Here is a 12,367-nt window from a genome sequence, read left to right on the forward strand (position 1 = left end):
TAGACCTCTAAACAATTTTGGAAAATTGTGTTACTATTCCACTGGGCTACCAAACTGAAACGACACTTCTTTTACCAAACTTGCAGCATTGAAATATAAAATCATTGACCGAGCTTGCGTTGGATTCTGAATAATTTCGCAATGAGGGCCTTTTTCCAAGTAAAAAACAAAGACCTTTTCGTTTCGACGACTCAGAATTTGGAAGTCATATCGTCCGAGGGTTTCTACTACTTGATTTTCGGTTAAACCTAAAATTTTTGGTTTAAGCGTTTTCAATTCTTCAATCAATTTTTCCCGTTTTCCTTCACAACCACCACGGTCGGTTCGGAAACTTTGTAGGTCGAATGTACCTAAATCGGCTTTTTTCTTTTGGCAGGAAGCCAAAGCTAAAAGGGTTATTATTAGTATTTTACGCATTTTTTAAATTAATAGCCCTCCCTACTGGGGAGGATTGGGTGGGGCTTTTATATTTTTACTTCTACCATTTTTTTACCAAGTCGGCTTTTTTCGGCCATGAAGCCCATTACGTGACTTTCGATTGAGGCTTCAATCGTTGAAGTCAGTAGCTCAGGTTTGTTTTGAGCAACTGCTTGCACGAAATTTCGAGCCAAACCATAATCTCCGCCACCGTGTCCTGATGCTTGATTTTTGTATTCAGGTTGTTCGGTCGCTTTCCACGAAGTTGTTTCCTTTGTTCGGAAATCGTAGGTTTGAATTTGATTCATATCGCCCCAAACTTCTCCGTGCGAAAACATCAAACGGGTTTTGCGATGCTCAAAAGAAGTGAAAGCCTCCATGGCGAAACTCACCGTTGTGCCACCTTCAAACTCCATCGACGTTGTGTAATGGTCGGGTTGGTCGTTATCCATTCTATAAACACATCTTCCGTACTGAGATGTTTTCAATTTCTCGTAAATTTCGGCATCTTGTTTTGATTTATCATCCGTTACATCCAAAACATTGATGCGTTGTTTTTCTTTTTGATAAATTCTAATAGCTGAAAATGGGCATTCTGCCTCTACTTTACACCCATCCGTACAGCGGTCGGTGCTTCCTTCGGGAGCGTTTTCACGCTTAAACCAAGTGAGCGAGCCATGAGCCGAAATACTCTCACATGGTTTGCCGATAATCCATCGCAAAATATCAAGGTCGTGGCACGATTTTGCTAAAATAATCGGATTGGTATCTTTCTCAACATGCCAATTTCCACGCACGTATGAGTGTGCCATGTGTACATATTCAACACCTTCGAGGTGATTTAAACTTATTAATTTGCCAAATTTTCCGCTATCGGTTATCTCTTTTAATTTTCTGAAATACGGCGTGTAACGCAGCACATGACAGACCGCAATGATGCTTTTGGTCTTTTTGGCTATTGCCAAAATCTCCAAACACTCTTGCATTGATGGCGAAATTGGTTTTTCGAGCAATACATTGTACCCCATTGCAAGTGCTTTCATAGCTGGGCCATAATGCAGGCGGTCGGGCGTTGAAATTATGATAGCATCGGCAAACTTTGGCACTTTGAAAACATCTTCCCAAGTCTTAAACCGATTTTTTTCTTCTATATTATGAGCCTTTGAAAACTTATCATTACGAAATTCTATTGGCTCGGCAACACCTACCATGTCCAACTCATTCGGGAAAGCCAACGCAAAACGGCCATAAACATTTCCACGATTTCCTGCACCCAACACAATAGCCGTTACTGGTTTTTCGAGCGGAACGTATCGCTCATCGTGTGGTATTTCAATGTCTTGTTCATTTACATCTTCGGCGAGGGCATCAATATTAAAAAGTGATAGTCCACCAGCGGTTAAGCCAAAGGTTTTGAGTAGGTTTCTGCGTGAAATGTTTTCCATTTTGTAAGGTTGAATGTTTTGAAGCGTATTCTGTTTGCAAAGATATAACAGGATTGGGCGATTCTAAGTTTGACAAGATTTTTTATATTGATTTCTGTAAAAGTTTAGGTGTTTTTTGTTTGATTCAATTTCCTATTTCATAAACTCCTAATTGCCCAACATTTGCTTTTCCTACGGTAAAAATTTGCCAGTCAAAGCTATTATCTTGGGGAAAAACTTGACTTGAGAGAAACCCTTCGCCATCATTCGCAAAGACCTCAATTAAATTTTTATAAACAAATATATGTAATTTCAATCGACCTCTCAACACTTTTAATGGGGCAGTAAATAACCCCAAAGCATCAGTAACGTTGGTTTTTCCTGCATTAATGCTATTCAAATAAAGTTGTTCGTTACTAAAATTATATCCTACAATTGCTTCTTGATTTGTATTCGCCTTTAGTAAAACCTTCACGCCTAAATCACTTGCTCCGTCAGATTCAAAAGCAATCTCAATTACATAAGGAACAGATTCATTTCGCCAAGTCATGCCATTATCACCCTCAACGCTTAGTCCTTCCATATAAACCACACTTTTCCAATTATTCTGATTCGACAAAAGTGTTTTTAGTCTCTCTTTTGGAGAAACTGTTGTCTGACCGAAACCTATCTGCCCAAATAAAACAGAAAATATAAGTACTCTCCAAAGCATACAAAGTCATTTTGAATACTAACAAAAGTACACATTTACACCGAATAAATGAAGGTATGAAACTCCTGTAAACTATTAAATGTTAAATAGAAAAAGATAGAAAAATTATGACAGGAACATTTGAAGAATTAATAGCCGCTGAGCAACCAATATTGATTGATTTCTTTGCTACTTGGTGCGGGCCATGCAAAGCACTTACACCCACACTTCAGCAATTAGCACAAGAAATGGGCGAAAAAGTTAGAATAGTAAAAATTGATGTTGACCAAAACCCAAAACTGGCTGCAAAATACAGGGTTACGGGTGTGCCAACACTGATGCTTTTCAAGAAAAGCGAACTAAAATGGAGACAATCGGGTGTATTGTCTTTGCCACAATTGAAAACAACTGTTGAAAATTATATTTAAGCTTCGATATGAGCTACTGGCTCATTTTCAATAATATCGGCGGAGGCTTGTTCAAATACTTTTTTTATGCCATCGAAAGCTCCGCTTACAATAGCTAAAGGCAATAACAAGGGTATAAATACAACCCATTGCATAAACATTGAAGAATTAAATCGTTTCATAGGTGGTTGGGTGCAAGATGCACTTTTGAGCTTAATATACTTATTAGGATAATATAGGTATGACATTTCAAATATTATACCAATTCCTTCGTACTAATCTCTGTAAAGTTAAAAAAAATATCCTTTAAGTACAAAACGAATTAGTAAATAAAATGTTTAATTGACACATAAAAAAAACAGACTATCAATCGATAGTCTGTTTTTTTTAAACTTTTTCAATATTATATACCGTTCAATTTCAATTTCGTTGTACTATTTCTACTTTACGTTTTCAACCCAATTGAAGCGGTCGCTCGGAGAAAATTTCCACGGAGCCATATTATTTTCTAAATTTGAGAACATTCCGTTCCAAGAAGCAGGTGCTTGTGACTCTTCCATTACTTTATATCTACGTAATTGTACGATAATATCAAGCGGACTAATGTTAATCGGACACTCATGCACGCATGCATTACAGGTCGTACAAGCCAAGATTTCTTCTTCCGAAATATAATCACCTAAAAGGCTTTTTCCATCTTCAAAGTCAGTAATCGGAGCTTTTTGGTCGGTCGCTAACCAACCTTTTTGAATATCTTCAAGGCGGTCACGGGTATCCATCATAATCTTACGTGGCGAAAGCTGCTTCCCCGTCATATTCGCAGGACAAGATGAAGTACAACGTCCACACTCGGTACAACTGTACGCATCCATTAGATTCTTCCACGATAAATCTTTTACATCTTTTGCTCCAAAACGACCAACCTCGGCAGGGTTTGTATCTGGTTCTTCGAGGCCAAGCATGATTTTTACTTCCTTCGTAACAGTCGGCATATTTGCCATTTCACCTTTCGGATTTAGGTTTGAAAAATAAGTATTCGGAAAGGCTAAGAAAATGTGTAAATGCTTAGAGTAAGTAACGTAAGTAGCAAAGGCCATGATACCCAAAATATGGAACCACCAAGCCGCTCGCTCGTAGGCCACCAAAGCTCCTTCGGAGAAACTCATAAACAAAGGTTTCAGAAATTGACTTATCCAGAAATCTCCCGTAATGGCTTCGGCATAATGCTCAACGGCACGCTCTTGTAAAATTGTATCAACGGCATTCATACTCAAAAAAGCCCACATCAATAAGATTTCAGTAATTAAGATGATATTGGCATCTTTGGTTGCCCAGCCTTTTAGCTCTCGGTGGCGAGTTTCTTGCAGGCGTTCTACTTTCGTGAAATTTCTTCTGGTTAGAAAAACCACACACACTGCCAAAACTCCAAAAGCAAGAACCTCGAAGAAATTGATAAGAAAACTATAAAGTCCGCCAAGTGGCTCGGCGAAAATTCGGTGTGTGCCGAAAATACCATCAATCATTATTTCAAGAACTTCGATATTAATAATAATGAAGCCTGCATAAATAATGAAGTGCATAAAGCCAACTAACGGTCGTGTAAACATCTTTTTCTGTCCGAAGGCAATCAAGAGCATCGTGCGGAGGCGTTCGGAAGGATTATCAGAGCGGTCTTCTGCCCTACCCAACTGAATGGTGTTTTTGATGAGCATTACTCGGCGGCTAATAAAGTAAGCAGCCAAACCCAAAGCGGCTACAAATAAAATTTGTGAAACGATTTGCATAGTCTTATTTGGTTGATGTATAACGTCTATACTGAAGGTTATGCACCTAAAATTAGTATGCTTGCATAACATTACAAATATCGCAAAAAAGATGTTCATGTCAAGCATGAAAAAAAATATTTATTTTTTTGAGGAATAAATTTGTTCTTAAAAAGTTTTCTACTACTTTTGCAGTCCCAAACGACGGCAACGAAGCAAGGGAATGGTGGTGATAAGGTGATGTAGCTCAGTTGGTAGAGCAAAGGACTGAAAATCCTTGTGTCGGCGGTTCGATCCCGTCCATCACCACAAAAACAATGAAAGTCTGATGATCAAATGATTGTCAGACTTTTTTTCTATAAACTATGTCAAACTTGGTTTTATAGATTGTCACAAACAAAAATCCCTCACCGCTATTTCAGCTATGAGGGATTTATTGTTTATTGTATCTTAGTGCAAACTTTACGCTACTACTTCAACTGTAACAACGAGCATAAACTCATCCATTTCGATTTCTACGGCATTAGCTGGTTTTTCAGATAATACTTCCAACGAAAGTGCTTGTACTTCTTGACTAATGTACTCACTATTCGCCTCTACAGCAGCAGTCAAGGCTTCGTTATTATTCAAGAGTTTGATGCTAATTTTATCTGTTACATCAAAACCTGTATCTTTTCTATAATTTTGAATACGATTCACAAAATCACGAGAGATACCTTCTTGGCGTAATTCATCCGAAATATTAATGTCTAAAGCAACAGTTATACCTTTGTCAGAAGCTACTAACCAACCTGGAACGTCTTCGGTTTGGATTTCGACATCCTCCAAAGTAATTGTGAATTGTGAATTGTGAATTGTAAATTGTTTTTCTTTTTCTAAAACCTTCAAATCTTCAGCACTTAATTGATTGATTCCTTCAGCAATTAACTTCATATCCTTACCATATTTAGGACCGAGAGCTTTGAAGTTTGGTTTTACTTTCTTTTTCAAGATTCCTGAATCATCATCAAGATATTCGATTGCCTTAATATTTACTTCTGATTTGATGATTTCTTCTATATGGCGAATTTGCTCACGAGTGCTTTCTGATAAAACTGGAATCAAGATACGTTGCAATGGCTGACGCACTTTGATTTTATGAGTTTTACGCAATGAGTGAACCAATGACGAAATTGTTTGAGCCAAATCCATCGAAGCTTCTAAATCTTTATCAACCCAATTTTCTTGATAAGGAGTCCAATCAGTAAAGTGTACTGATTCATGGCGAAGTGGCGAATTAATGGCTTTTGCTTCTTCACGAATAGAATCTGTCAGGCTTTTGTATAACCAATCTCCGTAGAAAGGAGCAATCGGCGACATTAATTGGGCAACTGTTACCAAACATTGCTGAAGCGTTTCGTAAGCTGCCTTTTTGTTTTCGGTCATTTCGCCTTGCCAGAAACGACGACGGCACAAACGCACATACCAGTTAGAAAGTTGGTCACAAACAAAATCTTGCACTAAACGCCCAGCCTTCGTTGGGTTATAATCATCGAATTGTTCGCCTACTTCCTTGATAAGCGTATATAATTTCGATAAAATCCAACGGTCCATTTCTGGAAGATTTGCATATGGCACTCTATCAGTTTCCGACATCTTATAATTATCAAGATTTGCATAAAGTGCAAAGAAATTATAAGTGTTGGTAAGTGTTCCGAAGAATTTATTACGCACCTCTGTGATTCCATCTAAATTAAAGCGAAGATTGTCCCAAGGCTCAGCGTTTGTAATCATGTACCAACGAGTTGGGTCAGCACCATATTTACCCAAAGTATCGAATGGGTCGATGGCATTTCCGAGACGTTTCGACATTTTATTGCCATTTTTATCTAAAACAAGGCCTGTTGAAACCACGTTTTTGAAGGCAATCGAATCATACAACATGCCAGAAATCGCATGAAGTGTGAAGAACCACCCACGAGTTTGGTCAACACCTTCAGAGATAAAATCGGCAGGATAATTTGCGTCGAAAATTTCTTTATTTTCAAACGGATAATGCCATTGTGCAAAAGGCATCGCTCCCGAATCGAACCAAACGTCAATTAGGTCAGTTTCACGCTGCATGAGTTTTCCACTTGCCGAAACCAAGAAAATCTCATCAACGTAAGGGCGGTGCAGGTCAAATGTATTTGCATCGAATGATTGAAGGAATGAATTATTTTTTGCACGTTGCTCTTCATTCAACACATCATCTTTTATGGCGTGTTTAATGCCATTTACGAGCTCTTCAACTGAGCCGATACACACTTCTTCACCATCTTCCGAACGCCAAATTGGTAGTGGAGTTCCCCAATAACGGCTACGACTTAAATTCCAATCAACTAAGTTTTCGAGCCAGTTGCCAAAACGACCAGTTCCTGTACTTTCAGGTTTCCAGTTGATAGTTTTGTTTAATTCTACCAACTTATCTTTCATAGCCGTTGTGCGAATAAACCAACTATCAAGTGGGTAGTAAAGCACAGGCTTATCTGTACGCCAACAATGCGGATATGTGTGTTCGTAACGCTGTACGTTGAAAGCTTTATTTTCAGTTTTTAGTTTAATCGCAATGCGTTCATCAACCGAAAGATATTTATCTCTACCCTGTTTGATTCTTTCCGCTTCTTTTTCGTCGTCGGTCAAATAGGCTTCTTTTACATACTCTAAAGCAAAATCAGTGATTTCTTTCACGAAACGTCCTCTACGGTCAACAACAGGCACATCTTTTCCTGTTTCGTCTTTCACCATGATTGACGGAATACCGTGTTGCTGAGCCACTCTAAAGTCATCGGCACCAAAAGTTGGTGAAGTATGTACAACACCAGTACCATCTTCAGTTGTCACGAAATCTCCGATAATTACTCTGAAAGCAGGAGCTTCGGGCTGCACGTAAGGAAGTAGTTGTTCGTACTCAATTCCTTCCAAATCTGAGCCTTTGCACTCTGTTATGATTGTCCAAGGAATGATTTTCTTGTCGGAGTTTGCAAAACCTTCAAAATCTCCATCTTTGGCTTTTTCTGTAAAATATTTCCCAACTAAATCCTTCGCCAACACTACATTTACAGGTAAGTATGTGTATGGATTGAACGTTTTCACCAAAACATAATTGATGTTTTTTCCAACCGTCAAAGCTGAGTTTGCAGGAAGTGTCCACGGTGTTGTTGTCCAAGCAAGTATGAAGACTTCTCCATCACTTGCTTTAAACAAAAACTCCGATTTATGATTTTCGATGACCTTAAATTGGGCAGTTAAAGATGTATCTTTTACGTCTTTGTATGTGCCTGGCATATTTAGTTCGTGCGAACTTAATCCCGTTCCTGCCGCTGGTGAATATGGTTGAATTGTATAACCTTTATAAAGTAATCCTTTGTTGTAGAATTCTTTCAATAAATGCCAAATACTTTCAATATATTCGTTTTTGTAAGTAATATAAGGATTTTCGAGGTCAACCCAATAGCCCATTTTTTCGGTCAAATCGTCCCATTGGTCAGTAAAACGCATGACTGTTTCACGACATTTTTGGTTATATTCTTCAACCGTTATTTTCTTACCAATATCTTCTTTCGTAATGCCGAGTTCTTTTTCTACTTGAAGCTCAACAGGTAGGCCGTGCGTATCCCAGCCACCTTTACGTTTTACTTGAAAACCACGAAGAGTTTTGTAGCGACAAAAAATATCTTTAATCGAACGAGCCATTACGTGGTGAATTCCAGGCGTACCGTTTGCTGATGGTGGCCCCTCGAAAAATGTAAAAGTTGGTGCACCTTCACGTACCTCAATCGATTGCTCAAAGATTTTGTTTTCTTTCCAGAAAGCTAAAACTTCGTCGGCAATAGCGGCATAATTGACTGATTTATATTCTTTGTATTGCATGATGAATTAGTCATAAACGAACTGATTTCGGCATCAGCTCTGATTTTTGAGGTGCAAAGATACAAATTTTTTACCCTTTGAAAGAATATCGCCTCAATAGTTAATAATTGTATTTGTTTGTTTGGTTTTTTAAGGAAGAAAACTTTACCATTAAATAAAAAACAAAGGCTTTTCAGAATTAATATTGAGAGAATACGTTATTTATGTGCAAATTTGCAGTTAATATAGGCCTACTAACCATATATGAATAACCTTTCCAAAATAGTTTTTCTGCTTCTGTTTTCCACAACTGTTTTCGCACAAGGTGTTTGCGATATTACAACAGGGGTTGAAAAGGGTAGTTTTACTTTCGATGGTCCTTCAACAGTATGTATTGGACAAGCTGTAAAGCTGAGAGATAACTCTGGCGGAACTGGAGTAAGATATATTTTTGGTTATACTGGTCAACCAGCTTCTCAGCTTTCAAGTATTAGTTCACAAACTAACCTTGATTATACTTTTCTTGCGGCAGGGCAATACACAGTTCTTCAATATGGAAAGAAGAATGGTAGAGATATGTATTATTGTGATGTTGTAAGGGTTTTAGCAAATACTGAACCTGTTTTTACTACATCGGCTTGTAATGATGACTTCTTACAAATAATTATTGGGAATGACCCTGCTAATAACTTTGATTATTATCAAATTGATTGGGGAGACGCTACACCAGTTGAAAATATCCCTGCTGGTACTACATTACCGATTATAAAAACTCGTAAATACTCAAGTTACCTATCTACACGTCTAATTAGAGTTGAAGGATTTTATAATACACCATCTTCATGTCCAAGAGCAACTGCGAAACAAGTGAAAATGGATGGTGGTAACGATTACCCTAATATCAAAACAATAGAACTTAGTGAAGATGGAACATCCGCCAAAATAACTTTAACGGGAGCATTGGATAATTATAGCTTATATCAGAGAAGTGCTTCGGGTAATTATGTAAACGGACAAGCTTTTATGGTCGTAAAACCTGGCACTTTTACTGTAAACTTAGTTGACCCTGTCCAGTCTTGCTTTAAAGTGTATAGAAGTTATGGCTGTAACGAGGGTTCAGGAGAAGTTTGTACAACAAAATTAGATGCAAAAGCTCAAAACAAAGATAATGTATTATCATGGATGAGTCACGCTTCAGGGGGGATAACTCAAATCTATGGTGTACAGACTATTGTTACAGGTGTAACTACCACTGTAAAGAAAGAAGAAGTCGGAGGCACTTCTACAGTTATCTCCTCCTTGGGCAACCCACACATAGACCAAGTTGACTGTAGTAAAGTGTATTGCTACCAAGTTGTCAATAAAATACAAGGAACTATCGACTATGGTCGACATACTTATGAGAGTTTCAGTTTATCACCCAAAGTATGTATTAATAGAACAGATGTAAGTCCAGATGCCATTACAGAATCTGTTGTTACAGTTAAAGACAACAATCAAGTAGAAATAAATATTATAGATAACAGCCCTTGGACATTGCAAAGAAAAGAGTACATATATTATAAGTTTGAGAACAATAACCTTGATAAGATTCACTCAGGAAGTCTCAACAAACAGTACATTGATGCAAGTACGGATGCTTCAATAAAATCATACTGCTACAAAGTAGCTTTTATTGATGAATGTGGTAGTACATCTGCAGCATCGCCAGCCTTGTGTACAATTTTTTTAGACAATGTATCTGGAGGGAATTTAGAATGGACAAATCTTTCTCCTTTTGGAACTAACATTAGCCAGTTTGAAATACAAAGTTTTAATGAGCAAACAAACATTCCGACACCTGAGGCCACAAAAAAAGCAAGCGAGATAGTTTACAAACCAAATTTAGATAATTTTGAAATAGAAGCCAAATATCGCATAAAGGCAACTTCGGCTAATGGAACTGAAAGTTTTTCTAACACATACACTATTCCAATTGCGGTTAAGCTATTTTTGCCAGATGCTTTTACTCCAAATGGAGACAATATGAATGACATTTTGACTATAAAAGGTTCTACAAGACGAGTAATAAACTTTGAATTTCAGATTTATAATCGTTGGGGAACTCCAGTTTTTAGTTCTATCGACCCTTCAACATCTTGGGATGGTACTTTCCAAAGCAATAAAGTTCCATCGGATACCTATTCTTACAAAATCATTGCACAACTTGACGATGGAAAGGAATTAATCAAATCAGGTAGATTTTTGCTGTTACGATAAAATATATGATTAGAAAACTCCTTACACTATTTCTTCAATCTATTTTTTGTGTAAATAATCTATTTTCACAGAGCCTTTTATTAAATACAAAGTATCAGTTAGAAGCAGGTACCTATCTTTCTACAGCAGGAGTTACACCTTTTTGGCTTCGCTCAAACCAATATGGGATTGTACCTATATTTTCTCCTATTTTGACTTTTAGAGGTTCTGTCCAAAAAAATTATGATTCAACCAAAAATGATAATAAAAAACTAAAAAAGTTTGGTTATGGATATGGTTTCTGGGGTATCGTAAATGTTGGTAAACAAAGTTCTGTTCTTTTGCCAGAAGCGTATTTAAAGATCCGTTATGAAGCATTTGAGTTTTATGGTGGCAGAAGACGAGAAATAATGGGCTTGGTTGATACCGCTTTAACCTCAGGCTCATATATTTGGTCGGGCAATGCACTTCCTATACCCAAAGTTCAGATTTCAATACCAAATTATAAACAGCTTGGAAAAAGTTCGATATTTGTAAAAATTGGGATTAGCCATGGTTGGTTTGGAAACCAAGGTTATGTAAAGAATTACTATCTGCACCAAAAATGGTTGTATGGGCGAATTGGTCAAGATAATTCAAAGTTTAAATTTTACGCAGGCTTTAATCATCAAGTACAATGGGGAGGAGTAACGCAAAACATTGACCCTTTATATTCAAAAAATGGAAAACTTGCTCCATATCCTCTCTATAGTTATCAATTTGTATTAATTCCTTTTTTGCAAAAACTTATTAAATTAGATATAGATAAACTAACATCTTATGATAGTGGTTTAGCAATAGGTAATCATTTGGGATCTGCTGACATTGGCTTTGAATTTGAAAAAAATGGCATGAAGTTATTATTATATAAGCAACAACCGTATGATTTTGCACGTTCCCTTTATACATTGAACAATATTGAAGATGGACTTTATGGTTTAAGTATAAATCTTAAAAAAAATTATATAGTAAAAAATGTTTTAATAGAGTACCTCTACACAGTTAGTCAAGGTCTATATCGCTTTGGAAAATACAAGGCTTCTAATTATGTTGAAAACGATAATTATTTTTCTCACGGTCAATATATTTCTTATGATTACAATAGTTTGATTATGGGTACACCCTTTATTTTACTAAATGAAAGAGGTATTTACAATAATAGGGTAAAAGCCTTTTCTTTTTATCTGAATGGTACACTCGTAAAAAAGTTTTCTTACCTTTTTGGTGGTACTTTCAGCTCTAATCTTGGTATTTATGGGATAAACATATCAAAAAACCAGTTTTTGGGAAAGATAAATACTAACTATTCTTTAAAAAAGAATGCGTTTTTATTAAGCCAAGTTACATTCGATATAGGCACACTATACTCGAAAAATCTTGGATTATCAGTAATTTTCAGAAAAAATTTGTAAGTTCGCATACCAAATATAAACATTTAATAAAATACTTTCCGTGAATTTCTATATATTTCGCTTCTCTATCTTTTTTTTGTGTTTATGTAGTAGTATTTGTTTTTCA

At 36.8% G+C, this 12,367-nt stretch carries 9 protein-coding genes and 1 tRNA gene; 4 read left to right on the forward strand and 6 right to left on the reverse strand.

Annotated features, from left to right (window positions below):
- Window positions 1–33 precede the first annotated feature (33 nt).
- The 3 genes from ABR854_RS13950 to ABR854_RS13960 form a co-directional block, all read right to left on the reverse strand.
- Entirely contained in the window at window positions 34–417 is a 384-nt protein-coding gene (locus tag ABR854_RS13950) for a hypothetical protein (protein WP_350266027.1), read from the reverse strand.
- Window positions 418–464: 47 nt separating this feature from the next.
- Window positions 465–1,862, reverse strand: coding sequence for a Gfo/Idh/MocA family protein (locus ABR854_RS13955; RefSeq protein ID WP_350266028.1), 1,398 nt, complete (start codon window positions 1,860–1,862; stop codon window positions 465–467).
- A 124-nt stretch (window positions 1,863–1,986) separates the two neighbouring features.
- Window positions 1,987–2,553 carry a glycoside hydrolase family 32 C-terminal domain-containing protein gene (locus ABR854_RS13960; protein WP_350266029.1) on the reverse strand — a complete coding sequence of 189 codons (567 nt, stop codon included), beginning with the start codon at window positions 2,551–2,553 and terminating at the stop codon, window positions 1,987–1,989.
- Window positions 2,554–2,660: 107 nt separating this feature from the next.
- Between ABR854_RS13960 and trxA the strand changes: the two genes are divergently transcribed.
- A complete protein-coding gene (gene trxA / locus ABR854_RS13965) occupies window positions 2,661–2,960 on the forward strand; it encodes a thioredoxin (RefSeq protein ID WP_350266030.1) in 300 nt (99 codons plus the stop codon).
- Here the strand turns inward: trxA and ABR854_RS13970 are convergent.
- Both ABR854_RS13970 and ABR854_RS13975 read right to left on the reverse strand, forming a co-directional pair.
- Window positions 2,957–3,121 (reverse strand): hypothetical protein, encoded by a 165-nt coding sequence (locus ABR854_RS13970; protein WP_350266031.1) that lies wholly within the window; start codon window positions 3,119–3,121, stop codon window positions 2,957–2,959. The two genes, trxA and ABR854_RS13970, sit on opposite strands and share 4 nt — an antisense overlap.
- A gap of 258 nt (window positions 3,122–3,379) precedes the next feature.
- Window positions 3,380–4,723 carry a 4Fe-4S dicluster domain-containing protein gene (locus tag ABR854_RS13975; RefSeq protein ID WP_350266032.1) on the reverse strand — a complete coding sequence of 448 codons (1,344 nt, stop codon included), beginning with the start codon at window positions 4,721–4,723 and terminating at the stop codon, window positions 3,380–3,382.
- A gap of 215 nt (window positions 4,724–4,938) precedes the next feature.
- Between ABR854_RS13975 and ABR854_RS13980 the strand changes: the two genes are divergently transcribed.
- Window positions 4,939–5,011 (forward strand) — tRNA-Phe (locus ABR854_RS13980).
- Between the two features lie 153 nt (window positions 5,012–5,164).
- Here ABR854_RS13980 and ileS read toward each other — a convergent pair.
- Window positions 5,165–8,593: an isoleucine--tRNA ligase gene (gene ileS / locus ABR854_RS13985; protein ID WP_350266033.1), complete on the reverse strand. Its 3,429-nt coding sequence runs from the start codon at window positions 8,591–8,593 to the stop codon at window positions 5,165–5,167.
- A gap of 243 nt (window positions 8,594–8,836) precedes the next feature.
- Here ileS and ABR854_RS13990 point away from each other — a divergent pair, with 243 nt between their 5' ends.
- Both ABR854_RS13990 and ABR854_RS13995 read left to right on the forward strand, forming a co-directional pair.
- Window positions 8,837–10,831 (forward strand): T9SS type B sorting domain-containing protein, encoded by a 1,995-nt coding sequence (locus ABR854_RS13990; protein ID WP_350266034.1) that lies wholly within the window; start codon window positions 8,837–8,839, stop codon window positions 10,829–10,831.
- 5 nt (window positions 10,832–10,836) lie between these two features.
- On the forward strand, window positions 10,837–12,261 hold the full coding sequence (locus tag ABR854_RS13995) for a capsule assembly Wzi family protein (RefSeq protein WP_350266035.1): 1,425 nt from the start codon (window positions 10,837–10,839) through the stop codon (window positions 12,259–12,261).
- Window positions 12,262–12,367: the final 106 nt, after the last annotated feature.

Origin of the sequence: Emticicia sp. W12TSBA100-4 (assembly GCF_040253585.1) — a bacterium.
Lineage (GTDB): Bacteria > Bacteroidota > Bacteroidia > Cytophagales > Spirosomataceae > Emticicia.

Coding starts and splice junctions, on each gene's coding strand:
- ABR854_RS13950 (WP_350266027.1), bottom strand. CDS start 417: ATGCGTAAAATACTAATAATAACCCTTTTAGCTTTGGCTTCCTGCCAA.
- ABR854_RS13955 (WP_350266028.1), bottom strand. CDS start 1,862: ATGGAAAACATTTCACGCAGAAACCTACTCAAAACCTTTGGCTTAACC.
- ABR854_RS13960 (WP_350266029.1), bottom strand. CDS start 2,553: ATGCTTTGGAGAGTACTTATATTTTCTGTTTTATTTGGGCAGATAGGT.
- trxA (WP_350266030.1), top strand. CDS start 2,661: ATGACAGGAACATTTGAAGAATTAATAGCCGCTGAGCAACCAATATTG.
- ABR854_RS13970 (WP_350266031.1), bottom strand. CDS start 3,121: ATGAAACGATTTAATTCTTCAATGTTTATGCAATGGGTTGTATTTATA.
- ABR854_RS13975 (WP_350266032.1), bottom strand. CDS start 4,723: ATGCAAATCGTTTCACAAATTTTATTTGTAGCCGCTTTGGGTTTGGCT.
- ileS (WP_350266033.1), bottom strand. CDS start 8,593: ATGCAATACAAAGAATATAAATCAGTCAATTATGCCGCTATTGCCGAC.
- ABR854_RS13990 (WP_350266034.1), top strand. CDS start 8,837: ATGAATAACCTTTCCAAAATAGTTTTTCTGCTTCTGTTTTCCACAACT.
- ABR854_RS13995 (WP_350266035.1), top strand. CDS start 10,837: ATGATTAGAAAACTCCTTACACTATTTCTTCAATCTATTTTTTGTGTA.